We start from the raw sequence: 26,162 nt of genomic DNA on the forward strand, positions 1-26,162 counted from the left end.
CGGCTTCAGGGAAAGGTGGCGTCGACGAGGTCGTGCATCGCCGCCAGCAACGCGGGCTCGTCCGACAAGGGCGAGACGATGGCCGCACGACAGGCAGTTCGCACGGGGATGCCGCTGGCGATCAGGCGGGCGGCGGCGATCATCAGCCGCGTGCTCGGGACTTCGGCGAGACCTCGATCCTGAAGGCCGCGCAGGCGCTGCCCGAGCTCCACCAGGGCACGCGCCTGTGCGGCGTCTACTGCGCCTTCGTGCTGCACGATCTGCGCTTCGCGCTCGGGCGGCGGGAAAGCGAAGTCGAGGGCGACGAAGCGCTGGCGCGTGCTCGGCTTCAGGTCCTTGAGCATGCGCTGGTAGCCGGGGTTGTACGAAACCACGAGCAGGAAGCCGGGCGCGGCGTCCACCGTCTCGCCGGTCTTGTCAATGGGCAGCATCCGGCGGTGGTCGGTCAGCGGATGCAGCACGACGACGGTGTCCTGCCGCGCCTCGACGACCTCGTCGAGGTAGCAGATCGAGCCTTCTCGGACGGCGCGCGTCAGGGGACCGTCCTGCCACGCCGTACCGTCGTGGCGGATCAGGAAGCGCCCCACCAGGTCGCTCGCGCTCAGGTCGTCGTGGCACGAGATCGTGACCAGCGGCCGGCGCAGCCGCCACGCCATGTATTCGACGAAGCGCGTCTTGCCGCAGCCGGTGGGGCCCTTGAGCAGCACGGCCAGTCCGCGCTGGTCGCACTGCTCGAACACCGCCACCTCGTCGGCCGTCGGCAGGTAGTACGGGGCACCGCCGGCAGGCACGGCGCCCGCGTCATGGTCGCTCACCAGGCCGCGGCCGCGCGCACGGCTTCCGCGCCGCTCGCGGGCTGCTCGGTCACCTCCAGCCGCGGCGCGTACCGGAAGAAATCGACGATGAACAGCAGGACCCCCACCGTGAAGACGCTCGCCGTCGCCACCAGCATCAGGAAGTGGACCTGGATCTTCAGTTGCGCGTCCAGGTAGCCCAGCCCCATGATCCGCTCCAGGTAGACCTGACCGATGCCCGCCGTCGCGAACGACAGCGTCATGCCGAACATGCCGGTGAGCTGCAGCCAGAACGACCACCAGCCGAGGGCCGTGCCCGCCTCCGGCCGCCGCGTCATCGACGGCATGGCATAGGTGATCATGGCCATCACGATCATCGCGTAGGCGCCGTAGAAGGCCGCGTGGCCATGCATCGCGGTGATCAGCGTGCCGTGGGTCCACTTGTTGACGCTCGGCCACGTGTGCGCCAGCCCGAGCAGGCCGGCCCCGAACAGCGTGAACACCGCGCTGCCCACCGTCCAGTGCAAGGCGAGCTTGTTGGGGTGCGACAGTCCCGAGCGGCGCATCGCGGAATAGGCGTACATGGCCATGCCCACCAGCGCCAGCGGCTCGAGCGCGCTGAAGATGCCCCCGATCGGCAGCCAGTAAGACGGCACGCCTACCCAGTAGTAGTGGTGTGCGGTCCCCAGGATGCCGGCAAAGAAGACCAGCCCGACGATCACGTACAGCCACTTCTCCATCACCTCGCGGTCGGCGCCGGACAGCCGGATCAGCAGGTAGGCCAAGAAGCTGCCCTGGATCATTTCCCACACGCCCTCGACCCACAGGTGGATCGTCCACCAGCGGTAATAGATGGAGACGGTGTAGTTCTCGTAATGCAGCAGCGCCGGCAGGTACAGCAGCGCCGCCGAGCCCAGCCCGAGGAGCAGCACGCCCTCGGTGGTGGTGAAGCGGCCCGACTTGCGGATGGTCATGCCGATGTTGTAGAGGAACATGAGCATGACGATGACGATCACGATCTTGTGCGGCAACGGCTGCTCCAGCAGCTTGTTGCCCGTGCCCCAGCGGAACAGATAGCCGATGATGGCCGTCACGCCCATGACGACCCACAGCGCCAGCTGGATGTAGGCGAGCTTCGTGCTGTGCAGCTCCGCGCGGGACTCCTCGGGGACGACCCAGTAGGTGGCTCCCATGAAGCCGGTGAGCACCCACACGATCAGCAGGTTGGTGTGGATCACCTTCGTGACGTCGAAGGGCAGGATGTACAGCAGCGGGTCGGGCCCGAGATACTTGGCCGCGGAAAGCAGGCCGAACACCAGCTGCAGCCCGAACAGGGCAACCGCAACGGCGAAGTACCAGTAGGCGACGGATTGGGACTTGTAGCGCATGGACTTCTCCGGCTTACTTCAGCGATGACAGGTAGGCCACCAGATGGTCGAGCTGCGCGGGCGTGAGGCTGGTGCCATAGGTCGCCGGCATGAACGACGTCCCGTTGGCGGAGTACATCGGCCCCGGCACGACGTGCGCGCTCGGGTGGGTGACGGACTCGCGGATGTAGCCGCCCAGGTCCCTGGCCTGGCCCTTGTACTGTCCCGATGCCATGAGCTGCTGCGTACGAGCACTCAAGCCGGCGAGCGAGGGTCCCGCCATGTTGACGCCCGGCGCGACCGAGTGGCAGGCCACGCAGGCAGGCGCCGCCGTGCGGAACACGTTCTCGCCCAACGCCATCGGGTTTTCAGCGCCGGTCATCGGACGCACGCCCGGCGGCGACGTCGCAGTGGCTCCGCCCGACGGCGCGGCTCCGGGCGCACCGGCGGCGGCTGCCTGGTTGTCCGGGGCTTGCGCCGCGGCCTGGTCCGTGCCCGGAAAGGTGGCGCCGGTCACGAGGATCGGCCGTGGTGGCCAGCCCTGATTGTCCACGTTGCTCACCCAGTCGAGGAAGGCGATCAGCGCCTGGATGTCCGGCTCGCTGATGTCCTGCTTGGGCATCAGGCGACGGTGCTTTGTCTCGTCGTAGAACTTCGACGGGTCCTTCATGTACGCGGTGAGGTAGGCCTCGCCGCGCAACTTGGTGATCTTGGTCAGGTCCGGGGCGTAGTACGCGCCCTCGCCGAACAGCGTGTGGCAGTTGATGCAGTTGTTCCTGTGCCAGACGTCCTTGCCGCGCGTGACCTCGGGCGTGATCTTGTCCGCGTTGGTCAGCTTGCCGAACTGGCGGTGGCTGTCCACCGTCAGCCCCAGGAACACCAGCGCGGCCAGCGCGGTGGCGCCGATCGCGAACAACCGGGCTTGTCGCTTGTTCATGGACGCTCCCTCAGACGCTGATGCCGGACCAGTGACGCAGCGAGATGAACGCCGCGTACAGGATGGCCGAGACCATCAGGGCAACTACGACCCAGCTGAACATCTTCAGACCCGCGGACCAGGCTTGCATGAGACCTCCCTTGAGCGCGTCGACAGTGTCGCATCGTTTGGTGCGGGCCGATGCTAACAAAGCCAGGTGGCCGCGTGTTTGCGCATTTCAACTGGTGAGGCTTCCAGTTGACATATGTCAAAGACGGGCATCCAGGTCGCCAGAACAATAGATGCCAATCAAATACATCTTATCGACAGAGGAGCTCCGCATGACTCAGACCGCATCCCGCATCGACGTGCGCACAGTTGCGCCGCGTGACCGCCACCCGCTGATCTTTTCCACTTTCGCCGCGCTGGCGAAGGGCGAAGCGCTGGAACTGGTCAACGACCACGACCCACGTCCGCTGTACTACCAGTTCAACGCCCAGATGCCCGGCCAGTTCGCATGGGATTGCCTGCAAACCGGGCCGGACCTCTGGCGAGTGGCGATCACCCGCACCCAGGACGGCCCCGCGCCGGACGCGGCGGGAAGTTGCTGCGGTGGCGGCTGCGGCGGCTGAGGACCCTCTTTCCAATGGAACAACGATCATGAGAAACAACAATCCCCTCTGGCGCTGGCTGGCACTGATCTTCGTGCTGTCCTTCGGCGCCCTCGGCTACCTGGGCTGGCAGATCCACCTGACCGCTCCACCCATACCCGCGGCGGTGGTCACGACCAGCGGCCAGGTGCTGTTCACCGGTGAGCAGGTGACGCGCGGCCAGCAGGTCTGGCAAGCCGCCGGCGGCCAGCAGCAGGGCAGCGTCTGGGGCCACGGCGCCTATTTGGCGCCGGACTGGTCCGCCGACTGGCTGCATCGCGAAGCCGAAGCGCTGCAGGCACTGCGTGCCAAGGCCATCGTCAGCGATCCCAATGCCTTGAGCGCGGCGGAACGCGGCGCGGTCAGCGGCGCGCTGAAAGAGGAAATGCGGCGCAATACGTACGACGCGGCCACCGGCAAGGTGACAGTGAGCGACGTGCGTGCGCAGGCCATTCGCGAAGTCGCCGCCCACTATGTCGCCCTGTTCGGCGAGGACCCGACGCTCGCCCATCTGCGCGAGCAGTACGCGATGACCGACGGCACCGTGACGGACAAAACCGATCGCGAAGCGCTGACGGCCTTCTTCTTCTGGACATCCTGGGCCGCGGTCACCGACCGCCCGGGCGAGACCGGCTTGTCCTATACGAGCAACTGGCCACACGAGCCCATGGTGGGCAACACCATGACGACCTCGGCCGCGATGTGGTCGATGGTCTCCATCATCCTGCTGCTGGCAGCCATCGCCGCCATGCTGTGGCTGCACGGCGCCAGCAAGCACGAGGAAGAGGCACAGCCGCCCAAGGCCGACCCGCTGATCGGCGTGGCCGCCACGCCGTCGATGAAGGCCACCCGCAAGTACTTCTTCGTCGTGATCGGCCTGATGCTGCTGCAGATCGCCATGGGCATCGTGACCGCCCACTACGCCGTGGAAGGCCAGTCGCTGTTCGGCCTGCCGCTCGCCGAAGTGCTGCCCTATGTGGTGAGCCGCACCGTGCACACCCAGATCGGCATCTTCTGGATCGCCACCGCGTGGCTGGCCACCGGCCTCTACATCGCGCCCATGCTGGGCGGCCGCGAGCCGAAGTTCCAGAAGCTCGGCACCGACTTCCTGTTCTACGCGCTGCTCGTCATCGTGGTGGGCTCCACCGCGTCCGGCTGGCTCGGCACGCTGCAACGCAACGGATTCGACTTCAGTTTCTGGCTGGGCAACCAGGGCCTGGAATTCACGAGCATGGGCCGCGTGTGGCAGATCCTGCTGTTCATCGGACTGCTGCTCTGGGCCACCTTGCTGGGCCGCGCCCTGTGGCCGGCGTTGAAGACGCCGTCGGAAAGCCGCGGCCTGATCGCCATGGTGTTCCTGTCCGCGTGCTGCATCGGCGGCTTCTATGCGACCTCGCTGGTTTGGGGCAAGTCCACGCACTACTCGATGGTCGAATACTGGCGCTGGTGGCTCGTCCACCTCTGGGTGGAAGGCTTCTTCGAGGTGTTCGCCACCGCGGTGATCGCGCTGCTCTTCACCAAGCTGGGCCTGGTGCGCGCTTCCAGCGCGAACCGCGCCATCGTGGCCGAGACCATCGTGTTCCTGTTCGGCGGCATCCTGGGCACGCTGCACCACCTGTACTTCACCGGCACGCCCACGTCGGTCATCGCCGTCGGCTCCGTGTTCTCGGCGCTGGAAGTGGTGCCGCTGACGCTGATCGGGCTGGAAGCGCTGCAGACCTGGAGGCGCTCGCAAGGCACGCCATGGCTTGCCGCGTACAAATGGCCGGTGCTGTGCTTCGTCGCGGTGGGCTTCTGGAACACCGTCGGCGCCGGACTGCTCGGCTTCGCCATCAACCCGCCGGCCTCGCTGTACTACGTGCAGGGCCTCAACATGACGGCGGCCCACGGCCACGCCGCCCTGTTCGGTGTCTACGGCATGCTCGGCATCGGCCTGATGCTGTTCTGCCTGCGCGGCCTCTACGCCCGCCACCTGCATGCGGACAACCTGCTCAAGCCCGCCTACTGGGGCCTGAACATCGGGCTGGCGATGATGGTCTTCCTGTCGCTGCTGCCCGCCGGCATCTACCAGGCCTGGGCGAGCATCACCAAGGGCCTCTGGTACGCCCGTTCGCCCGAGATCGTCCATTCGCCGGTGATGGAAACGCTGGTCTGGATGCGCGTGCCCGGCGACATCCTGTTCGCGATCGGTGCGGGCTTCCTCGCCTTCTATGCGCTGCGGCTGCTGCTCCCGACGGGGCGGCGCCAGAAGGCGCCTGTCGACGGACTGACAGCGTGAAACTCACCACCTTCACCGACTACTGCCTGCGGGTGCTGATCTACCTGGCAGTGCAACCGGGACAGCGCGCCACCATCGCGCAGATCGCCGCCGCCTTCGACGTGTCGGACAACCATCTGGTCAAGGTGGTCCATTTCCTCGGCAAGCAGGGTTACCTGCACAACGTGCGGGGCAAGGGCGGCGGCATGGAACTGGCGCGGCCCACGGAGGACATCGTGGTGGGCGAGGTGGTCCGCACGACCGAGGGCGCCGGCCAGGTGGCCCAATGCTTCGGCGAGCACCGCGACGACTGCGTCATCGCGCCGCAATGCCGGCTGCGCGGCGTGCTGGGAGAGGCCGTGGCGGCCTTCTACCGCGTGCTCGACGACTACACGCTGGCGGACCTCGTCGCCAATCGCGAAGGACTCGCGACGGTGCTGTTCCTGCCGCAGCGGCCCGCGCCCGCGGCACGGCGGGCAGGCAGCATGCCGTGATCGGCACGCCCTTTCCCTATGACGGCCCGCAGCAGCTGCTGGCGGTGATCGTCGCGGCGCTGGAAGGCGTCGTGGACCCGGAAGTCGCGCTGAACATCGTCGACGTCGGCCTGGTGTACGGCGCCAGCGTGAAGGACGGGCGGCTCGACGTGAATGTCACCATGACGTCGGCGGCCTGCCCGGTGGCGGACGTCATCATCGCGGACATCGAGGACGCGCTCGACCGCGCACTGCCCGCGGACCTCAGGATCCACGTCGAACTGGTATGGGAGCCCCCCTGGACGCCGCAACGCATGAGCGCCAGCGCCAAGCACTTCATGGGTTGGTGAACAGCCGCCGCGCGATCGGCGTGCTGCTGGCCGCCGGCGTGGCCGCGGCCCTGCTGGCGGGCGTGGCAGGCGGCCTCGCGCGCGTCGGCATCGTCCTTGCATCACCGGGGGATGCCGGCTGGATCGGGCGCGCCGCGCTCGGGCACGCCGCCCTCATGATCTGCGCCTTCATGGGCACCGTGATCGGGATCGAACGGGCCGTGGCGGCTCGCCACCGGCTGGCATGGTTCGCGCCGATCGCCTCCGCCGCGTCGGGTGCCTGCCTCCTGGCCGGAGCCAGCGACGCAGCCGGCCTGCTGCTGGCGGTCGCGGGCGTGGCCTTCGTCGGCGTGAACGTGATGCTGGTTCGCAGGCAAAAGGCGGCCCACACCGCCCTGCTGCTGGTGAGCGCCCTGGCCTGGCTGGCGGGCAACGTGCTGTTTGCAGCCGGCGCCTCCGGCGGCGCGGTGCTGCCATGGTGGTTCGCCTTCCTCGTGGTGACCATTGCGGCCGAACGGCTGGAGATGACGCGGTTGATGCGCCGCCGTCCCGTCGCGCTGGTTTCGCTGCAGGCAGTGCTGGGCCTCATGCTGGCGGGCGCTGCGACGTCCGGTCCGTGGCCGCTGGCGGGCGGCCTGCTGTTCGGCGCAGCGCTGGTGGCACTGGCGGGCTGGCTGGTGGTGTTCGACATCGCGCGCCGCACGGTCCGCGCGGCGGGCCTGCCACGCTACATGGCCGTGTGCCTGCTGGGCGGCTATGGCTGGCTGGCGATCGGCGGCCTGTGCTGGATGGCCACCGCGGCGGGCCTGCCGGCACGCGACGCCGCGCTGCACGCGATCGGCTTGGGTTTCATCGTCAGCATGATGATGGGCCACGCGCCGGTGATCCTGCCGGCCATCGCGCGCATCAAGCTGCTGTTCGGGCCGATCTTCTACCTTCCACTGGCGGCGCTGCACGGCTCGTTGCTGCTGCGGCTGGTCGCGGGCGCCACCGACCTGCGCTGGCGGGCCGACGGCGCGCTGTTCAACGCACTGGCGCTGGTGCTGTTCGCGGCCACGGCCGTCGGCGCAGCCATCGCCTGGCGCCGCCGCCATGGCGGCCGCCTCGCATCGACAAGGACTCCATGACGAACTTCCTGAACATCGAAGAGCCGGCGTCGCGCCGCGCCCCACTCCCGCGCTTCGCCTTGTGGCAAATGGGTTTCCGCCCGTTCTACCTGCTGGGCAGCGTGTTCGCGGCCGCATCCATCGCGCTCTGGGCGCTGCAGTTCGCAGGCTGGCTGCCGCTGGCCTACCTGCAGGGGCCGCTGTGGCATGCCCACGAGATGCTGTTCGGCTTCACGCTGGCCATCGTCGTCGGCTTCCTGTTGACGGCGGGACGCAACTGGACCAACCGGCCGACGCTCTCGGGCCGGCCGCTGGCCGCTTTGGCGCTGCTCTGGCTGGCAGGGCGCGTGCTGGTGCTGACGCCCTTCGGCTGGACCGCAGCACTGGTCACCAGCGCATTCCCGCTGGCAGCCGCCGTCGCGCTGGGCATCCCGTTCCATGCCGCCCGCAGCAAGCGCAACTACTTCTTCGTCGGCTTGCTGGTGCTGCTGTCGCTCGCAACCTTGTTCGTGCACCTCGGACAACTGGGCGTCGTCACGCTGCCGGCGTGGGCGGGCATCCAGGTCGCGCTGGACACGGTGTTGTTCATCCTGTGCGTGATGGGCGGCCGCGTGATCCCCATGTTCACCAACAACGGCGTGCCGGGCGCGACAGCGCGCCGGGTGGCCTGGCTCGAGAAGACGGCACTCGCCACGGTGCTGGCGCTGCTGGCGGCGGACCTGTTGCAACTGCCGGCCGGCGTGGCGGCGGGAGTGGCGGCGCTTGCCGCCGCGGCGCACCTGGCGCGCTGGTGGTTGTGGCAGCCGTGGCGGACGCTGCGCGCCCCGCTGGTCTGGGTGCTGCACGTCGCCTACCTGTGGATCCCGCTGCACCTGGCGCTGAGGGCGCTGGCGGCCTTCCACCTCATGCCGGCTTCGGCCGCCACGCACGCACTGACCGTCGGAGCTGTCGGCGGCATGGTCATCGGCATGATGACGCGCACGGCCCGCGGCCACACCGGGCGCGAGTTGCGCGCCGACGGTTTCGACGTTGCGTGCTACGTCCTGGTGTCCCTCTCCGCGCTGGTGCGCGTGGGCCTGCCGCTGGCGTGGCCGCAGGCGACGATGGTCGCCGTGCTGGCCTCCGCGGCCCTCTGGTCGACCGGCTTTGCGCTCTATGCGGTGCGCTACTGGAGCGCCTTGACCCGGCCGCGCATCGACGGCCGGCCCGGTTGAGCCTGGATCCCCGGCGGCAGCGCGAAGGTGCACGTCCAATACATCTTCGACTTGCGCTGGATCAATTGGGAACCGGGCACCCGGGCCTACAGTGGTTCCAACGGTTCACGAGACTGTTGGCCCCGCGGGGGCCTTACCCGCGATGACAAGAAAGTTCAGGTAGCCTCCATGTCCACCCGTGTCTTCGGCCCCATCCCCGCGGCTGCATTCCTGCTTTTCGCGGCGTCTCCCTTCATCGGTGCGTTCGGCGCCACCCTGGTGAACCAGCCGGTCTCGGCCAAGCCGCAGGCAGCCGCTGTCGCGCCTGCGACCAGGCAGGCCACGAGGCAGTACGTGATGAAGACCGGCATGGCCGACGGCAAGATGGTGTACATGGACGCCAAGGGCACCGTGAACCCCACCCTCAAGGGCAACGTCGGCGACACCATCGAAATCACCCTCACCAGCGGTGAAGGCGCCCAGCACGACATCGTGGTCGACGGCCTCGTGAAGTCCGCGATGTTCGATGGCAAGAGCGCGCCCACCAAGGTGACCTTCAAGCTCACCCAGTCGGGCAAGTTCAACTACTACTGCTCGGTCCCGGGCCACCGCCAGATCGGCATGGAAGGCGTGCTCGAAGTGACCGGCCCGGTCGACTCCCAGGCCCAGGCGCCCGCAGCGGCCGCCACCTCGGTCGTGGGTGCCGCGCCCGCCTCCGGCCCCATCGCTCCCGCGTCGCCCAACGCCGTCAGCATCGCGCAGGACCCCAATGCCGTGCCGAAGCCGCTGGGGAACCGGCCGCCGCAACTGGTGAAGTACGCGATCGAGACGGTCGAACTCGACGGCAAGCTCGACGACGGCACCACCTTCACCTACTGGACCTTCGGCAAGAAAGTGCCCGGCCCGATGCTGCGCGTGAAGGAAGGCGACACGATCGAACTTGCATTGACCAACCGCAAGGACAGCAAGGCCGTGCACTCCATCGACCTGCACGCCACCACCGGCGGCATGGGCGGCGGCGAGCACACGCAAGTGGCTCCCGGCGAAACCAAGACCATCACCTGGAAGGCGCTGAACCCCGGCCTTTACGTGTACCACTGCGCCACGCCATCGGTGGCCCACCACATCTCCGCCGGCATGTACGGGCTGATCCTGGTCGAGCCGAAGGCAGGCCTGCCGAAGGTGGACAAGGAGTTCTACGTGATGCAGGGCGACCTGTACACGAACCACAAGTTCGGCACCAAGGGGCACCACGAATACAGCCACGACAAGGCCGGCGACGAGCTGCCCACCTACTACACCTTCAACGGCTCCGTCGGCGCCCTGGGCAAGGAGCACAAGATGGAGGTCAACGTCGGCCAGACGGTGCGCGTGTACTTCGGCGTCGGCGGCCCGAACAAGGTCTCCTCGTTCCACGTCATCGGCGAGATCTTCGACAAGGTGCACAGCGAGGGCTCCACCAACACCGTGAAGGAGAACGTGCAGACCACGCTGGTGCCCGCCGGCGGCGCGACCATCGTCCAGTTCACGGTGCAGCACCCTGGCAAGTACCTCCTGGTCGACCACGCGCTGTCGCGCGCCGGCAAGGGCCTCGCAGGCGTCCTCGAAGTCAAGGGCAAGGCGGACACCACCGTGTACAAGTCCTCCGATAAGGGCATGGGCAACATGGCGCATTGAAGGCGACGCCTCTTTCAACCAAGCCCGCGCGCGCCGCGGGCTTTTTTCCGGATCGACAACCAACCGGGTGCGCGCCGGCGCCGCAAGATTTTTCACGATGCATCAACTCCCAGAGACGGAACTCACCGGCGCCGTCGCCCTGAAGCCGTGGCAATTCCGAGGACGCACGCTGCTGCCGATCGTGCAGGGCGGCATGGGCGTCGGCGTGTCCGCCGGCCGACTGGCCGGCACCGTCGCTTCCTTCGGCGGCGTCGGCACGATCTCCTCGGTGGACCTGCGCCGGCTGCATCCCGACCTGATGGAGCGGACCGGGCACCTCGAGGGCCCGGACGCCAAGGCGGTCATCGACGCCGCGAACCGCGAGGCCCTGGACCGCGAGATCGCGCGGGCGCGCACCCTGTCCGGCGGCCGCGGCCTGATCGCCGTCAACGTGATGAAGGCGCTGGAGCAGTACGAGACCTACGTGCGACAGGCGCTGGAGAGCGGCGCCGACGCGCTGGCCGTCGGCGCCGGCCTGCCGCTGGACCTGCCCGAGCTGGCGAAGGACTTCCCGCACGTCGGCCTGATGCCCATCCTGTCGGACGCGCGAGGCGTGCAGCTCGTGGTGCGCAAATGGGAGAAGAAAGGCCGCCTGCCCGATGCGATCGTGCTGGAGCATCCACGGCTGGCCGGCGGCCACCTCGGTGCGGGCAAGCTGGCCGACATCGGCGACCGCCGCTTCGACTTCGAAGTCTGCGTTCCCGAGGTGCTGGCGTTCTTCCGCCAGGCCGGACTGGAAGGGCGCATTCCGCTCATCGCGGCGGGCGGCATCTCCTCCCATCAGCAGGTCCTGCAGCTGCAGGAGTTGGGCGTAGCGGCGGTGCAACTCGGCACGGCCTTCGCCGTCACCGTCGAGAGCGACGCCAGCGACGCCTTCAAGCAGGTGCTGGCCGGCGCCCGGCCGGAGGACCTGGTGGAATTCATCAGCGTCGCCGGCCTGCCCGCCCGCGCGGTACGCACGCCCTGGCTGGACAGGTACCTGCAGTTGCAGGAGCGCATGCAGAAGGCTGCGCACGTCAAGCCCCACTGCACCATGTGGTTCGACTGCCTGGCCCACTGCGGGTTGCGCGACGGCAATCCGGCGTGGGGCCAGTTCTGCATCGACAAGGTGCTCGGCCATGCACTGGACGGGGATGTTCGCAAAGGCCTATTCTTCAGGGGCAGCGGCAGCCTGCCCTTCGGCAACCAGGTCCGCCCGGTGCGGGACCTGCTGGACTGCCTGCTGGGCGGCCAGGTGCCGCCAACGTCGTCCGTCCTGACCCCCGAGGTGCAAGCCGCATGAAACGCGAATCGACCGCCACCACCCTGCCCGCGTTGCCGCTGCAGCCGATCAGCCAGGACGTGCTGCGCGAAAAGTACCTGAAGCCGGGCGAGGCCACGGAAGCCGACCTGCTGCGCCGGGTGGCGCGCGCGTTCGCATCGGTCGAGGCCGAGCCCTTGCGCGCGGAGTGGGAGCGGCGCTTCTTCGACAACCTGCAGGCCGGCGCGATCGGTGCCGGCCGCATCATGAGCGCCGCCGGCACGGACTTGCAGGCGACGCTGATCAACTGCTTCGTGCAGCCGGTGGGCGACGCGATCCAGGGCCGCGACGACGAGGGTTTCCCGGGCATCTACGAGGCCCTGCGCGAAGCCGCCGAGACGATGCGCCGCGGCGGCGGCGTGGGCTACGACTTCTCGCGCATCCGGCCGCGCGGCGCGGAAGTGCGCGCAACCGCCTCGCTGGCGTCAGGCCCCTGCAGCTACATGGACGTGTTCGACCACTCCTGTTCCACGGTGGAGAGCGCGGGTTCACGGCGCGGCGCGCAGATGGGCGTGCTGCGCATCGACCACCCCGACGTGCTGGAGTTCATCACCGCCAAGCGCACGCCGGGCCGCTGGAACAACTTCAACGTGTCGGTGGCCGTGAGCGACGAGTTCATCCGCATCCTGCAGGCCGGCGGCGACTGGCCGCTGGTGCACCGCGCCAAGCCGGGCGCCGCGCTCGTCGCGCAGGGTGCGCACCTGCGCGACGACGGCCTGTGGGTGTACCGCGTGCTGCCCGCGCAGCAACTGTGGGACACGATCATGCGTTCGGCCTACGACTTCGCCGAGCCCGGCATCCTGTTCGTCGACACGATGAACCGGGACAACAACCTGCGCTACGCGGAGCGGATCACGGCGACGAATCCGTGCGGCGAACAGCCCCTCCCCCCTTATGGCTGCTGCGACCTCGGCCCCATCATCCTCACCCGCTTCGTCCAGCACCCGTTCGGCTTCGGCGGCACGCCCGCTTTCGACTTCGACGCCTTCGCCAGGGTGGCCGCGGTGCAGGTGCGCGCGCTCGACAACGTGCTGGACCTCACCTTCTGGCCGCTGCCGCAGCAGGACGCGGAATCCAAGGCCAAGCGCCGCATCGGCGTGGGCTTCACCGGCCTGGGCAATGCGCTGGCGATGCTGCGCCTGCGCTACGACACGGCAGAAGGCCGCGAGATGGCCGCGCGCATCGCGCGCTGCCTGCGAGACGCGGCGTATGCCGCGTCCGTGGAGCTCGCGAAAGAGAAAGGCGCCTTCCCGCTGTTCGCCGCCGACCAGTATCTCGAGGCGGGCACCTTCGCCAGCCGCCTCGACGAGCCGCTGAAGCAGGCCATCCGCACGCATGGCATCCGCAACAGCCACCTGCTGTCGATCGCGCCGACCGGCACCGTCAGCCTGGCCTTCGCCGACAATGCGTCCAACGGCATCGAGCCGCCTTTCTCGTGGACCTATCGCCGCAAGAAGCGCGAAGCCGACGGCAGCACCGTCGAATACGACGTCGAGGACCACGCCTGGCGCGTCTACCGCTCGCTGGGTGGCGACACCACGCGCCTGCCGCCCTACTTCGTCTCGGCGCTGGAGATGCCCGCGGCCGGGCACCTGGCCATGATGGAAGCGGTGCAGCCCTTCGTCGACACCGCCATCTCCAAGACGGTCAACATCCCGGTCGACTACCCCTATTCCGACTTCCAGGGCCTGTACCTGGAAGCGTGGCGCGCCGGGCTGAAGGGGCTGGCCACGTACCGCCCCAACGACATCCTGGGCTCGGTGCTGTCCGAGACCCCGGAAGCTGCGCCGCAGGGCGCGCCCGACACGGAGCGGCGCAAGCCCGATCCCATGCGCAGCGTGATCCAGAGCCGGCCCAAGGGGCAGCTGCCCGGCGTGGTGGAAAAGCTCGAGTACTGGACGCAGCAAGGCCGCCAGGCCCTCTACATCGTCGTCTCGTTCATGCCGGTCGAGGACGGGCGCGAGCGCGCCATCGAGTTCTTCATGCCGGTCGGCCAGAGCGGCGAGTCGCAGCAGTGGATCACTTCCAGCATGCGGATGCTGTCGCTGGCCGCGCGCGGCGGCTTCCTGGAGCGCGCGCTGGCCGACATGCGCAAGGTGGCCTGGGACCGCGGACCGGTGCGCCTGGGCACGTACACCCGGCCGGACGGCGCCGCCGTGCCCCTGTGGCATGACTCCGAGGTGGCCGCGATCGCCTACGCCATCCAGAACATCATCGCCCGCCGCAATGGCGAGCCGGTCGCTGCCCTTGCCACGCCGCCGGCCGCCGCCTCCGCCGAACCGGCGCCGGTCCTGGCCGGCGCCAAGTGCCCCGAGTGCGGCGCCCACGCCATGATCCGCAAGGATGGCTGCGATTTCTGCACGCAGTGCGGGCACGTGGGCGCCTGCGGCTGATGCCCGGCCGACCCGCCCTGGCCGATCAGGGAAAGATTCCTACAGGGGCGTGCTGATCCATCCGACCGTTGAGCTTGCGCCTTTTCCGAACAATCCAGCGGTGGCCAGACGGGCCACTTTGACTTGTCGGGAAGGCAATGAGCAGCTCGAACGAAACCAGCTCGGACCATTCCGCGCAGGAGCACAAAAGCTCCGGCCCGGAGCAGGAGCACGCAGGCAACTCCGGTGAAGGAGCGGCCAGTGCCCTGGCGCACCTGAAGACGCAAACCAAGCAGCATCGCAGGCAGCTTGGCGACTCCGAGGATCCGGCCGGAGGATCCTCGCAATGAGCAGCGATCCGAAGCAGCAATCCGGCCCGGGTGCCGATGGCCATGCACCTGCGCCCACCGCGCCGCGCACCGGCGAGGGCGCCAGCACTGCGCTGGAGGCCCTGATCCGCAAGCGCAAGCAGGTCGAGGGTCCCGACCTGCCAGACTGCGACGTACCGCAGCCCGCCAACCCCTGAGCGCCGACGGCCTACACTTGCGGCGTGGCCATCGTCCGCAGTGCCGGCTTGCTGATGTTCCGCCGCCGAGGCGCGACGGTGGAGGTGTTGCTGGCCCATCCCGGCGGTCCCTTCTGGTCGCGCCGGGATGCGGCGTCCTGGACGCTGCCCAAGGGCGAGATCGACGAGGGCGAAGATCCGCTGGCGGCGGCGCGCCGCGAATTCGAGGAGGAGACCGGCTTTGCCAGCGTGCCGCCCTTCCTGCCGCTCGGTGAACTGAAGCAGAAGAGCGGCAAGCGCATCACCGCGTGGGCCTTCGAGGGCGACGCCGATCCCCAGCGCCTGGTCAGCAACCCCTTCGAGATGGAGTGGCCGCCGCGGTCCGGCCGCACGCAAAGCTTCCCGGAGATCGACCGGGTCGCCTGGTTCGGCCCGGCGGAGGCACGCGCCAGGCTGCTGCCGGGACAGGCCCCTTTCATCGACGCACTGGAGGCCCTGCTCGCCGCGGCCGGCTGAAGAATCAGCCGGCTTCCTGCGTCGCGGGCACCTGGTGCTCCCGGCGCAACGGCGCCGGCGCGTCGCGCACGTGCGCGTCGATCCAGTCGATGATGCGGTGGGCGGCGTCTTCGCGCACGGATGGCGCCCCCTCACCGAGAAAGTGATGGTCCTCCCCCGGATACAGCACCAGTTCCGTCGGCGTGGTGCCGGCGCACATCAGGCTCACGAACAGCTCCTCGGACTGGCATTTCGGGCAGCGTTCGTCGTCCGCGCCCTGCATGAACAAGGTGGGCGTGGTCGCCTTCTCCACGTTTGCCATCGGCGAAAGCTTCGTCGCCAGGCCGCGATCGAACGACTCGGGGGTCCCCATGTAATACGGGTCGGCGTAGTAGCCGCCGTCCGAAGTGCCGTAATGCGTCTCGATGTTGCCCACGGGCGCCATCACCACCGCAGCGCGGAACAACTCCGTGTTGCCGATCGCCCACCCGCTGAGGTAGCCGCCATAGGACTTGCCGGCCACCGCGATGCGGTCGTCGCAAACGCCCTGCTCCCGCAGCTGGCGCAAGGCCTCCAGGTGCTGCGGCAGGTCGTACTCGCCCCAGTGACCGGCCAGCCGATCACAGAACTCGCGGCCGTAGCTGGCGGAACCCACCGCGTTGAGCGCCAGCACGGCCCAGCCCCGCGAGCACAACACGTGCCAATACACGTTGGTGTCGAAGTCCAGCAGCGCGAACGCCGCAGGGCCGCCATGCATGTCGTTCAGCAGCGGGTGCGGCCCATCACTGCCTTCGGCGCGCAACAGCCAGCCTTCGATGGTCTCCGTACCGCCGCGGCCGTCCGGGACGTCGAAGGTCCGGGCCTCGGCCACGATGGGCATGCGCTCCTTCCACCACGGATTGAAGTCGCTCAGCTGGTGCTCGCGCGGCGCGCTTGCCACGCAGGCGTGCACTTCGCTGGGCTGCGAAGGATGCTCGTTCGCGTAGAAGAGGGACCCGGCCGCGGCGCTGAAGGCGCCCATCTGGCGGTCGCCGGTGACCAGCTGGTCGAGCTGCTTGCCGTCCGCGGAGATGCGCACGACGTGGTGGCGTCCCCGATGCTGCCGCGCGAAGAGCAGCGCCGGGGTGTCGGCGTCCCAGCACACCGATTCGGGGTCGCCGACCTGGAGGTCCTCGTCGCCCAGGCGGCGAATCCGGCCGCTGCCGTATTCCAGCACGTAGAGGTTGGCCTGCGCATCGCCCTCCTGCATGGTGGCGCAGAACGCCACGGACAGGCCGTCGGGCGACCACAGCGGACGCATCACCGTTGCGAAGTCCTCCGTGAGGCGCCGGGCACGGCTGCCGTCCGCATCGCAGACCCACAGGTCGGTGCGATGCGCGAAGCGGCCCGCACGGGTGCGCGTGAAGACGATGTGCCGGCCGTTCGGCGCCATGTCGAAAGCCATCACGTCGAAGGCGCCGTCGGTGAGTTGCGTGTGCTCGCCCGTCGCCACGTCGAGGTGGAACAGGTGGATTTCCCGCGCCAGCATGTAGCCGACGCCATCGCTCTTGTACGGCAGTTTCCAGGCCACCATGGGCTGCACCTTGCGCTGGGCCGGCTTGCGGCCGTGGGCACGCTGGCCGCGCCAGGCGGGGTCGACGGTGACGGACGCAGTGGCCAGGAGGCCCTTGCCGTCGGGAGTCCAGCGGACGTCGGACACCGCGCCCGGCAGCGGCGACAACGCGGCGGCCTCACCGCCTTCGGCAGCCAGCACGTGCACCTGCGGTGAACCGCCGCGGTTGGAGATGAATGCCAGCTTGCTGCCGTCCGGCGACCAGCGCGGAGTCTGGTCCTTGCCCGGTCCGCGCGTCAGTTGCGTGCGCCGGTTGCCGTCGAGCGAAAGGGACCAGATGCAGGACCCGTAGTCGTCCTTGTCCCGGTCGATGGAACGCACGGTGCAGGCGACGGACTGGCCGTCCGGCGCCGCCTCGAGCTCCGTGACTTTCTGGTGCAAGTAGAGGTCTTCGGGGACGAAGGGCTGGTGTGGCATGCGCACCATGCTGAAGCGCGCTCATCCCCTGCCGTGTAGGACGCGCCCGATGGCGGGCGTCGCCAACGTCAACGCGATCAGGCTGTGGCGAAACCGGGCCGCGGCGTCGACTGTGCCGCGGAAGGTGCAGCGTGGTCCCAGGCGGCGCGGATGGCCTGCAGGGCCTCGTCGGCCGTCAGGCGAGAATCGCCCTTGATCCGCACCCAGTTGGCAAACAACGACTTCTCGGCGTCGTCGAAACTGCCGCCGTACTGCGCATGGCCGATGTAGCCCACGCAGAAGGCCGGGGCGTAGTCTTCGTCGTAGCTGCACTCGTTGCGAAAGTACGGCTGGCTCTGGTACTCGCCTTGCCAGTGCGCGTCTTGCGCGCGGAAGTCGATGCGACCTTCGACGGTCACCACCGGGTCATCCTCCTGGTCGAGCCAGCTATCCATCGCGATGGCGGTCATGCCCTTGCTCCGTGTTGTTGGGTGGATGGATGATCGGCAGGAAGCCAGCCCGACCGTGTAGGACGCCACCGTGGCGCCGGTGTCGGCAGTGACACCCACCTGGTGCAGGCGACCCCCTTGTCGCCTGCGCGGCTGGCGGCCGGGCCGTCCTCGGCCCATACTTCACGGCTCATCGGAGGTGCGCATGGAAATCAGGGACAAGGTGGCGGTGGTGACCGGCGGCGCCAGCGGGATCGGCGCCGGGATGGCGCAGCGGTTCGCGCGTGAAGGCGCGCGCGGCGTGGTGGTGGCGGACATGAACCTCGAGCGTGCGCAAGGGGTGGCACGCGGGATCGGCGCGCAGGCGCTCGCCGTGCGCTGCGACGTGAGCAGCGAAGCGCAGATCCAGGAGCTGGTCCGCCAGGCCCGCGCGCAGTTCGGCCGCATCGACATCTACTTCTCCAACGCCGGCATCCTGGGCCGGCTGGGCGGCATCGAGCTGGAAGACGCGCTGTGGGACAAGATGTGGCAGGTCCACGGCATGGCGCACGTCTGGGCCGCGCGGGCGGTGGTGCCGGAGATGGTCGAGCGCGGCGAAGGCTACTTCCTGGTCACCGCCTCCGCGGCGGGACTGTTGAACATCGTGGAGACCGCACCCTATGGCGTGACCAAGCATGCAGCCGTCGCCATCGCCGAATGGCTTCGCATCGCGTATGGCCGCAAGGGCGTGCGCGTGTCATGCCTGTGCCCGCAATCCGTGCAGACCGACATGACCCGCGACGGCACCGGCTCGGCCGGCATCAACGGGGTGCTCACGCCGGAGCAGGTGGCGGACGTGGTGGTGCAGACCATGCGCGAAGAGCGCTTCCTGGCGCTCCCGCACCCCGAAGTGGCGAAGTACTTCCTGGCCAAGGGGCAGGACTACGACCGGTGGCTGGGGGGCATGCAGAAACTGTATGCGCAGCACATGGAACGTCCGTCGGCCTGAGTTGCCGGCCCCGCCTTGCGGCGCTGACCTACTTGCCGAACAGGCCGACCAGGCCGATGAGGATCAGGTACAGGGCGATGATGTAGTTCAGCAGCCGGGGCACGATCAGGATCAGGACACCGGCGATGAGCGCCGCGATCGGGCTGAGTTGGTTGATGTATTGCATGGACGCTCCAGCGGTTGAGGAAGCGTGCAGTATGCGTCTCGGCGCGACAGCGCGGGGCGCAGGTGGAAAGCGGGTGCGGACAGCCGGACGCAGAAGGCGCAGAAGTGACACAGAAGGCGCGAAAGGAAGTCCAGGAACATGCCGGCTTGAAGAAGCAAGACCATCGTCCTGACTCCTTCTGCGGCTTCTGCGTCACTTCCGCGTCTTCTGCGTCCGGTTGTCGGGCTCCGGCCGTTCTTGCGGCACACGCGTTTTACCCGTCTCGCAGCGCAGGGTCGATCCCGGTGACCACGCGCGCGTAGCGCTGCGAGCTCCAGTAGGCCGATGCCCAGTCGATGAGCACCACCAGCCGGTTGCGAAAGCCGATCAGGAAGTAGATGTGCGCGAACAGCCAGAACAGCCAGGCCAGGCGGCCGCTGAACTGGACGCGCCGCCACGGCATCCACAAGTCCACCACCGCCGAATTGCGCCCGATGGTCGCGAGATTGCCGTAGTCGCGGTAGCGAAAGGGCTCCGTCGCCCGGCCGGCGATGCGCCGGACGATGTTCGAGGCCGCCACACGACCCATCTGCTTGGCGGCAGGGGACACGCCGGGGACCGGGCGCGGCGCATGCCCCGCGAGGTGGCTGTGCGCCGCGGCGAGATCCCCGATGACACTGATCTCGGGATGGCCGGGCAGCGAGAGGTCGGGCTCCACCACGACGCGCCCGGCGCGGTCCAAGGTGGCGCCGGTCGCTTGCGCCAGTTGCCGCCCGAGCGGCGCAGCGGCGACGCCCGCGGCCCAGACCACGCAACGGCTGGCGACGCGATGCGGCGGGCCGTCTCCGGGCGCCTGGACGTCCAGGCCCTCGGCGTCGATGCCGGTCACGCGCGACGCCACCTGCACCTCCACGCCCAATTTCTCGAGCTGGCGCTGCGCGCTCGCACTCAGCGCTTCCGGCATGGCCTGCAACACGCGCGGCCCGCCTTCCAGCAGGAGGATGCGTGCCTTGGCGGGGTCGATGTGGCGGAACTCGCCGGGCAGCGTATGCCGTGCGATCTCGGCAAGGGTGCCCGCCATCTCGACGCCAGTCGGGCCGGCGCCGATGACGACGAAAGTGAGCCACGCGGCGCGGCGCTGCGGGTCGACCTCTTTCTCGGCCGCCTCGAACGCCAGCAGCACGCGCCGGCGGATGTCGAAAGCGTCGGCCAGGGTTTTCAAGCCGGGCGCGAAGGCCGCCCAGTCATCGCGCCCGAAGTAGCTGTGGGTGGCGCCGGCGGCCACGACCAGGTGGTCGTAGGGCAGGACGTTGCCGTCGCGCAGCCGCACCGATCGCGCCGTGGCGTCGACGGCGACGACGTCGCCGAGCAACGTGGTCACGTTCGGCTGCGCGCGGAACAGGTGGCGCACCGGGGCCGCGATCGCAGGCGCCGACAGGCCGGCGGTGGCCACCTGGTACAGCAGCGGCTGGAACAGGTGGTGGTTGGTCTTGTCCACGAGGGTGATGGAGACGTCGGCGTCGCGCAGGGCGCGCGCCGCCTCGAGGCCGCCGAAGCCGCAGCCGATGATCACGATGCGCCGGGTCACCGATCCAGTCTAGCAGCGCCGCTGCCGCGTCAATCCAGCAGCCGGTGCTTCAGGGCGTAGTACGTGAGGTCGCTGTTGGAGTGCGCTTCCAGCTTGCGCATCAGGCGCGCGCGGTAGGTGCTGACGGTCTTGGCGCTCAGCGACAGTTCCGCGGCCACTTCGCCGGGCGTGCACCCTTGCGCCAGTTTCAGGAACACCTGCAGTTCGCGCGCGGAAAGCTGCTCGTGCGCGCCTCCTGGCGATGGCGAGACCATCTGCGTCGCCAGCAGTTCCGCCACCACCGACGTGATGTAGCGCGAGCCTTCCGCCACGCGGCGGATCGCCGTGGTGATCTCGGAGGGTTCGCATGATTTATTCAGGTAACCGCTGGCGCCGTTGCGGATCAACGGAACGGCGTACTGGTGCTCCGGATACCCCGAGAGCACCAGCACGCCGACGTTCTCCGCCTTCGCCTTGATCATCGTGAGTGCATCGATGCCGCTCTGGCCCGGCATGTCCAGGTCCAGCAGCAGCACGTCGAGCGCGTGCATGCGAACGAGGTCGATCGCTTCGCGGCCGGAGGAAGCTTCGGCCACCACGCTGATGCCCTCTTGTTCTTCCAGGTAGCAACGCAAGGCCGTGCGCGTGATGGGATGGTCGTCGGCGATGCCGACACGGATGACACGGGTGGGCCAGGCGCCCCCGGAGGGCTCCATCGTCTGCTCGCCGGCCCGCTGCAGCTTCACGGCTGGATCCTGTCTGTCGAATCGGTCACTCGACATCCATTAGGAAACCGCCGGGCTTGCCTACCCCGTAGTCATCTTCCTACAGACCAGTAGGAGTTCTTTGCATCCTGTCACGCGGCGGCCGCTTCGCGCCGCGCGTCCTGCGCATCGCCGAAGCGGAAGACGCCCGGCTCGCGCACCGGGTCGACCTCCACCGGGATGACGCTCTTGGGCGGGAAACGCCCTTCCAGGATCAGCCGCGACAACGGGTTCTCGATGCGCTGCTGGATCGCCCGCTTGAGCGGCCGCGCGCCGAACACCGGATCGAACCCCACCTTGGCCAGTTCCTCCAGGGCCGCCGGGGACACCTGCAGCTGCAGGTCCATCTTGGCCAGGCGCTGCTCCAGCACCCGCAGCTGGATCCGGGCGATGCGGCCGATGTGCTCGGCGCTCAGGCCGTGGAACACCACCGTCTCGTCGATGCGGTTCAGGAACTCCGGGCGGAAGTGGTTCTTCAGCTCGTCCCACACCGCTTCCTTCACCTCTTCGTACGGCTTGGCCACCATCGACTGGATCATGTGCGAGCCGATGTTGCTCGTCATGACCAGCACGGTGTTCTTGAAGTCCACGGTGCGGCCCTGGCCGTCCGTCAGGCGCCCATCGTCCAGCACCTGCAGCAACACGTTGAACACGTCGTGGTGCGCCTTTTCGATCTCGTCGAACAGGATCACGCTGTAAGGCTTGCGCCGCACCGCTTCCGTCAGGTAGCCGCCTTCCTCGTAACCCACGTAGCCGGGCGGCGCGCCGATCAGGCGGGCCACGGAATGCTTTTCCATGAACTCGCTCATGTCGATGCGGATGAGGTGCTCCTCGCTGTCGAACAGGAAATACGCCAGCGCCTTGGACAGCTCCGTCTTGCCGACGCCGGTGGGGCCGAGGAACAGGAACGAGCCGGTGGGCCGATTCGGGTCCGACAGGCCGGAGCGCGAGCGGCGGATTGCATTGGACACCGCGGCGATGGCCTCGTCCTGGCCGACCACGCGCTCGTGCAGCTTGCCTTCCATCTGCAGCAGCTTCTCGCGCTCGCCCTGCATCAGCTTGGACACGGGGATGCCGGTGGCGCGGGCCACCACTTCGGCGATCTCGTCCGCGCCGACCTGGGTGCGCAGCAGCTGCGGCCGGCCGCTCTTGGCCTTGCCGGTCTCGGCGGCCTGGGCTTCCCGGTGCTGCTTTTCCAGCGCCGGCAGCCTGCCGTACTGCAGTTCCGCGACCTTGTTGAAGTCGCCCTTGCGCGTGAACTCCTCGATCTCGCGGCGCAGCTTGTCGATCTCTTCCTTCACGTTGGCGCTGCCCTGGGCCTGCGCCTTTTCCGACTTCCAGATTTCCTCGAGGTCGGAGATTTCCTTTTGCAGCCGCGCGATGTCTTCCTCGATCAGGCCGAAGCGCTTGACCGACGATTCGTCCTTCTCCTTGCGCACGGCCTCGCGCTCGATCTGCAGCTGGATCATCCGGCGGTCCAGGCGGTCGATGGCTTCCGGCTTGGAATCGATCTCGATCTTCACCTTGGAAGCGGCCTCGTCGATCAGGTCGATGGCCTTGTCGGGCAGGAAGCGGTCCGTGATGTAGCGGTGCGACAGCTCCGCCGCCGCCACGATGGCGGGGTCGGTGATCTCCACGCCATGGTGCACCTCGTATTTCTCCTGCAGGCCGCGCAGGATGGCGATGGTTGCCTCCACGGTCGGCTCGCCCACGAGGATCTTCTGGAAGCGGCGCTCGAGCGCGGCGTCCTTCTCGATGTACTTGCGGTATTCGTCCAGCGTGGTGGCACCAACGCAGTGCAGTTCGCCGCGCGCCAGGGCGGGCTTGAGCATGTTGCCGGCGTCCATGGCGCCTTCGGCCTTGCCCGCGCCCACCATGGTGTGCAGCTCGTCGATGAAGACGATGGTCTGGCCCTCGTCCTTGGCCAGCTCGCTCAGCACGGTCTTCAGGCGCTCCTCGAATTCGCCGCGGAACTTGGCGCCGGCCAGCAGTGCGGCCATGTCCAACGACAACACCCGCTTGCCCTTGAGCGACTCCGGCACCTCCCCGGCAACGATGCGCTGCGCCAGCCCCTCGACGATGGCCGTCTTGCCGACGCCGGGCTCGCCGATCAGCACCGGGTTGTTCTTGGTCCGGCGCTGCAGCACCTGGATGGCGCGGCGGATCTCCTCGTCGCGACCGATCACCGGGTCGAGCTTGCCCATGCGGGCGCGCTCGGTGAGGTCCATGCAGTACTTCTTCAGCGCCTCCCGCTGGCCTTCGGCTTCCGCCGAGTTGACGTTCTGGCCGCCCCGGACGGCCTCCACCGCCGCCTCCAGCGCCTTGCGCGACAGGCCGTTCTCGCGCGCGACGCGGCCGATCTCCTGCCTGGTCTCCGCCACGGCCAGCAGGAAGTTCTCGCTGGCGACGAACTGGTCGTTGCGCTTGAGCGCCTCCTTCTCGGACTGCTGCAGCAAGGCGGCGAGGTCACGGCCGACCTGCACCTGCTCCTGGCCCTGCACCTGGGGCAGCCGGTGCATTTCGCCTTCGGCGGCGGCCAGCAGCCCCTGCACGTTGACGCCGGCGCGCTGCAGCAGCGGGCGCGGGCCGTCTTCCTGCCGCAGCATGGCCACCAGCAGGTGGGCCGGTTCGATGTAGGCGTGGTCGTTGGCCAGCGCCAGGCTCTGGGCGTCGCCCAGGGCTTCCTGGAATTTGGTGGTGAGCTTGTCGAGTCGCATGGAAATACTCCGTTACGCGGCAGATAAGCCTGTCGTGGGGGTTTTCAAGAGGACTCTAGGCCTCCTGCCGGCGGACAGGGTGACTAGAATCAATTCGATGCAGATTCACCAGATGTCGGTCACCTACCTGCCGGAGCAGGACCGCATCCTCATGCGCGTCAACACGACCGAAGGCGAGGAGATGCGGATGTGGCTGACGCGCCGGTTGATGGTCGGGCTGTGGCCGCTGCTGTCGAAGCTGCTGACCGAGCACCTGCTCAAACTGGAGTCCGCCGGAGCATCACTTGCGGGCGCGAACGCGGAACTCAAGAAGATGCTGGCGGAATTCCGCAAGGAGGAGTTCCTGCAGCACGCCGACTTCGACACGCCTTACCAGGAGGGCCAGCAACGGCAGCCGCTCGGCGACGAGCCGCTGCTGGTGACCGACGTCGACGCCACGCCGCTGGCCAGCGGGCCGCTGCGGTTGAATTTCAACGAGCGCCCGCCCAACGGCGACACCAAGCCGCGCAACTTCCAGATGGAGATGCAGCCGAAGTTGATGCAGGGGCTGATGCACCTGCTGGACCAGGCCTTGCTGCAATCGATGTGGCGCGAGCCCTTCGTGCCGGTGGCGGCGGCGGAGCCGGCGGCGGAAGACGGCGATGGCAACCGGCCGCGGTATCTGAATTGAACGCGGGATCGGATACCGGACCGGTTCAGCCTTTCAGGAAACCAACTCCCGGAACCACTCCGGCATCGCCACCGACTTCTGCTTCGGGAAATCCACCCACACCGTCGTCGCGCCACCACTTGCGTAGATCACCCCCGGGTCGTCGACCCGCTCGATGGTGACCCAGCTCTCGAAGCTGCTGCGGCCCGGATCGCTGGCGTACATCTTCACCTCGATCTCGCCCGGGTACTCCAGCTGCTTGTGGAAGTTGCAGAAGGCGTTGACGATCACCGGCCCTTCGCCTTGCGGATTGACCTGGCAACCGACGGCCCCGAACCACTCGATGCGCGCGATCTCCAGGTAGCGGAAGTACAGCGTGTTGTTCACATGGCCCATCGCATCCATGTCGCCCCAGCGGATGGGCATGCGCGTGGTGTGGACCAGCTTCCTGGTGGCGGGGAGTTCGAGCTTCATCGGTGCGCCTTGATGGATGCGAGGATACCCAACGTGAACAGGACGACCGCCGCGGCCTGCCATGCGGTGGGCCAGCGGCCGTCCCAGGCGAACGAGTACGCCAGCGCGAACAGCGTTTCGCTCACGATCAACTGGCCGCACAGGCTGGCGGAAAGGCGGCGGCTCGCCATGTTCCAGAGGATGGTGGCCAGCCAGGCCGAGCCTGCGCCGGTGGCAATCACGAGCCCGAGGAAGAGCGGTGCGTCGGGCTGCGCGCGCAGGACAGGCAACGGCGAACCTGCGACGGCCCACAACAGCACGGCGCCGGCACCGGTGGCGAGACCGAGCCAGTTGGCCCAGTCGGTCACGCGAACTTCGGGGTGGCGCTTCAGCCAGGCGGAATTGAGCAGGGCGAAGGCGGTCCAGCACGCGAGGGAAGCGCAGGCCCAGAGCACGCCGCGCCAGAAGTGCGGGTGCGCGTCGCCCCAGCGCCCCCACCCCGACCCGCCCCCGGAGGGGGAGGGAGACATGCCGGGAGACATCATCAGCAACAGGCCGAGGGCCGTGAGTGCGATGCCGGGCACCAGCGCGCCCCAGCGCAAATGCCCCGGCTTGCCGAGCAGCATCACCCAGATCGGGATGGTGCCGATGACGAGGCTGGGCACCTCCGTGCCGGCGTCGCGGATGGCGAAGACCAGCAGCAGGTAGTAGCCGGTGAACCCCAGCAAGCTGAGGCCGGCTGCCGACAGCCACTGGGACGGGTTGGGGAACGGGCGCCGCGCGACCAGGCCAACCAGCAGCGACACGACGCCGTAGGCAACGAAGCGCCCGGCAGTCAGGTCGACCGATCCGTACCCGTCCACCATGCGCGGTGCGACGAACACCAGTCCCCACAGGGCGCCCGCCGCCAGGCCGGCGAGAACGCCCGTCAGCATGCGCGGGCGCGCAG

Annotated in this window: 25 protein-coding genes; 14 read left to right on the forward strand and 11 right to left on the reverse strand. The window is 68.4% G+C overall.

The window, feature by feature from the left end:
- Positions 1-5: 5 nt before the first annotated feature.
- Genes WG902_RS08715 through WG902_RS08725 form a run of 3 tightly spaced genes read right to left on the reverse strand, consistent with a single transcriptional unit; the run spans position 6 to position 3,098 of the window.
- Positions 6-815, reverse strand: a complete 810-nt coding sequence (locus WG902_RS08715; RefSeq protein ID WP_340059628.1) for a CbbQ/NirQ/NorQ/GpvN family protein — start codon at positions 813-815, stop codon at positions 6-8.
- Entirely contained in the window at positions 812-2,182 is a 1,371-nt protein-coding gene (locus WG902_RS08720; protein WP_340059629.1) for a cbb3-type cytochrome c oxidase subunit I, read from the reverse strand. Before WG902_RS08720 ends, WG902_RS08715 begins: the two co-directional genes overlap by 4 nt.
- A 13-nt stretch (positions 2,183-2,195) precedes the next feature.
- Positions 2,196-3,098 carry a c-type cytochrome gene (locus tag WG902_RS08725; RefSeq protein ID WP_340059630.1) on the reverse strand — a complete coding sequence of 301 codons (903 nt, stop codon included), beginning with the start codon at positions 3,096-3,098 and terminating at the stop codon, positions 2,196-2,198.
- Positions 3,099-3,418: 320 nt separating this feature from the next.
- Here WG902_RS08725 and WG902_RS08730 point away from each other — a divergent pair, with 320 nt between their 5' ends.
- The 12 genes from WG902_RS08730 (at position 3,419) to WG902_RS08785 (ending at position 15,494) form a co-directional block, all read left to right on the forward strand.
- On the forward strand, positions 3,419-3,709 hold the full coding sequence (locus WG902_RS08730) for a DUF2249 domain-containing protein (RefSeq protein WP_340059631.1): 291 nt from the start codon (positions 3,419-3,421) through the stop codon (positions 3,707-3,709).
- A gap of 28 nt (positions 3,710-3,737) precedes the next feature.
- The gene (locus WG902_RS08735; protein WP_340059633.1) at positions 3,738-6,005 is read left to right on the forward strand and encodes a nitric-oxide reductase large subunit; all 2,268 of its coding nucleotides are present in this window, start codon (positions 3,738-3,740) and stop codon (positions 6,003-6,005) included.
- Complete coding sequence (locus WG902_RS08740; protein ID WP_340059634.1) at positions 6,002-6,478, forward strand: RrF2 family transcriptional regulator; 477 nt, start codon at positions 6,002-6,004, stop codon at positions 6,476-6,478. Before WG902_RS08735 ends, WG902_RS08740 begins: the two co-directional genes overlap by 4 nt.
- Positions 6,475-6,807, forward strand: a complete 333-nt coding sequence (locus tag WG902_RS08745; RefSeq protein ID WP_340059635.1) for a metal-sulfur cluster assembly factor — start codon at positions 6,475-6,477, stop codon at positions 6,805-6,807. Before WG902_RS08740 ends, WG902_RS08745 begins: the two co-directional genes overlap by 4 nt.
- The gene (locus WG902_RS08750; protein ID WP_340059636.1) at positions 6,804-7,913 is read left to right on the forward strand and encodes a hypothetical protein; all 1,110 of its coding nucleotides are present in this window, start codon (positions 6,804-6,806) and stop codon (positions 7,911-7,913) included. The genes WG902_RS08745 and WG902_RS08750 overlap by 4 nt, the downstream gene beginning before the upstream one ends.
- The gene (locus WG902_RS08755) at positions 7,910-9,106 is read left to right on the forward strand and encodes an NnrS family protein (protein WP_340059637.1); all 1,197 of its coding nucleotides are present in this window, start codon (positions 7,910-7,912) and stop codon (positions 9,104-9,106) included. The genes WG902_RS08750 and WG902_RS08755 overlap by 4 nt, the downstream gene beginning before the upstream one ends.
- 168 nt (positions 9,107-9,274) lie before the next feature.
- Positions 9,275-10,762 carry a copper-containing nitrite reductase gene (gene nirK, locus WG902_RS08760; protein WP_340059638.1) on the forward strand — a complete coding sequence of 496 codons (1,488 nt, stop codon included), beginning with the start codon at positions 9,275-9,277 and terminating at the stop codon, positions 10,760-10,762.
- A gap of 97 nt (positions 10,763-10,859) precedes the next feature.
- The gene (locus WG902_RS08765) at positions 10,860-12,083 is read left to right on the forward strand and encodes an NAD(P)H-dependent flavin oxidoreductase (RefSeq protein WP_340059639.1); all 1,224 of its coding nucleotides are present in this window, start codon (positions 10,860-10,862) and stop codon (positions 12,081-12,083) included.
- Positions 12,080-14,494 (forward strand): adenosylcobalamin-dependent ribonucleoside-diphosphate reductase, encoded by a 2,415-nt coding sequence (locus tag WG902_RS08770; protein ID WP_340059640.1) that lies wholly within the window; start codon positions 12,080-12,082, stop codon positions 14,492-14,494. Before WG902_RS08765 ends, WG902_RS08770 begins: the two co-directional genes overlap by 4 nt.
- A gap of 137 nt (positions 14,495-14,631) precedes the next feature.
- Complete coding sequence (locus WG902_RS08775; protein ID WP_340059641.1) at positions 14,632-14,823, forward strand: hypothetical protein; 192 nt, start codon at positions 14,632-14,634, stop codon at positions 14,821-14,823.
- Complete coding sequence (locus WG902_RS08780) at positions 14,820-14,999, forward strand: hypothetical protein (protein ID WP_340059642.1); 180 nt, start codon at positions 14,820-14,822, stop codon at positions 14,997-14,999. The genes WG902_RS08775 and WG902_RS08780 overlap by 4 nt, the downstream gene beginning before the upstream one ends.
- Before the next feature lie 24 nt (positions 15,000-15,023).
- Positions 15,024-15,494 carry an NUDIX domain-containing protein gene (locus tag WG902_RS08785; protein ID WP_340059643.1) on the forward strand — a complete coding sequence of 157 codons (471 nt, stop codon included), beginning with the start codon at positions 15,024-15,026 and terminating at the stop codon, positions 15,492-15,494.
- Positions 15,495-15,498: 4 nt separating this feature from the next.
- Here WG902_RS08785 and WG902_RS08790 read toward each other — a convergent pair whose 3' ends face one another.
- Both WG902_RS08790 and WG902_RS08795 read right to left on the reverse strand, forming a co-directional pair.
- Complete coding sequence (locus tag WG902_RS08790) at positions 15,499-17,502, reverse strand: S9 family peptidase (protein WP_340059644.1); 2,004 nt, start codon at positions 17,500-17,502, stop codon at positions 15,499-15,501.
- 77 nt (positions 17,503-17,579) lie between these two features.
- A complete protein-coding gene (locus WG902_RS08795; protein WP_340059645.1) occupies positions 17,580-17,951 on the reverse strand; it encodes a hypothetical protein in 372 nt (123 codons plus the stop codon).
- Positions 17,952-18,135: 184 nt separating this feature from the next.
- On the opposite strand from WG902_RS08795, the gene WG902_RS08800 reads away from it, so the two are divergent.
- On the forward strand, positions 18,136-18,918 hold the full coding sequence (locus WG902_RS08800) for an SDR family oxidoreductase (RefSeq protein ID WP_340059646.1): 783 nt from the start codon (positions 18,136-18,138) through the stop codon (positions 18,916-18,918).
- A gap of 28 nt (positions 18,919-18,946) precedes the next feature.
- Here WG902_RS08800 and WG902_RS08805 read toward each other — a convergent pair whose 3' ends face one another.
- The 4 genes from WG902_RS08805 to clpB all read right to left on the reverse strand — a co-directional run bounded on the left by WG902_RS08805 (position 18,947) and on the right by clpB (position 24,111).
- Entirely contained in the window at positions 18,947-19,084 is a 138-nt protein-coding gene (locus tag WG902_RS08805; RefSeq protein ID WP_340059647.1) for a DUF3096 domain-containing protein, read from the reverse strand.
- A 253-nt stretch (positions 19,085-19,337) separates the two neighbouring features.
- On the reverse strand, positions 19,338-20,651 hold the full coding sequence (locus WG902_RS08810; RefSeq protein ID WP_340059648.1) for an NAD(P)/FAD-dependent oxidoreductase: 1,314 nt from the start codon (positions 20,649-20,651) through the stop codon (positions 19,338-19,340).
- Between the two features lie 29 nt (positions 20,652-20,680).
- Positions 20,681-21,346 carry a response regulator transcription factor gene (locus WG902_RS08815; protein WP_340060175.1) on the reverse strand — a complete coding sequence of 222 codons (666 nt, stop codon included), beginning with the start codon at positions 21,344-21,346 and terminating at the stop codon, positions 20,681-20,683.
- A 140-nt stretch (positions 21,347-21,486) separates the two neighbouring features.
- Complete coding sequence (clpB, locus tag WG902_RS08820) at positions 21,487-24,111, reverse strand: ATP-dependent chaperone ClpB (protein ID WP_340059649.1); 2,625 nt, start codon at positions 24,109-24,111, stop codon at positions 21,487-21,489.
- A 97-nt stretch (positions 24,112-24,208) separates the two neighbouring features.
- On the opposite strand from clpB, the gene WG902_RS08825 reads away from it, so the two are divergent.
- A complete protein-coding gene (locus tag WG902_RS08825; RefSeq protein WP_340059650.1) occupies positions 24,209-24,781 on the forward strand; it encodes a hypothetical protein in 573 nt (190 codons plus the stop codon).
- A gap of 33 nt (positions 24,782-24,814) precedes the next feature.
- Here WG902_RS08825 and WG902_RS08830 read toward each other — a convergent pair whose 3' ends face one another.
- Together WG902_RS08830 and WG902_RS08835 are read right to left on the reverse strand one after the other, a co-directional pair.
- On the reverse strand, positions 24,815-25,234 hold the full coding sequence (locus WG902_RS08830; protein WP_340059651.1) for an acyl-CoA thioesterase: 420 nt from the start codon (positions 25,232-25,234) through the stop codon (positions 24,815-24,817).
- Positions 25,231-26,148, reverse strand: coding sequence for a DMT family transporter (locus WG902_RS08835; RefSeq protein WP_340059652.1), 918 nt, complete (start codon positions 26,146-26,148; stop codon positions 25,231-25,233). The genes WG902_RS08830 and WG902_RS08835 overlap by 4 nt, the downstream gene beginning before the upstream one ends.
- Positions 26,149-26,162: the final 14 nt, after the last annotated feature.

Source organism: Ramlibacter sp. PS3R-8 (assembly GCF_037572435.1).
Lineage (GTDB): Bacteria > Pseudomonadota > Gammaproteobacteria > Burkholderiales > Burkholderiaceae_C > Ramlibacter.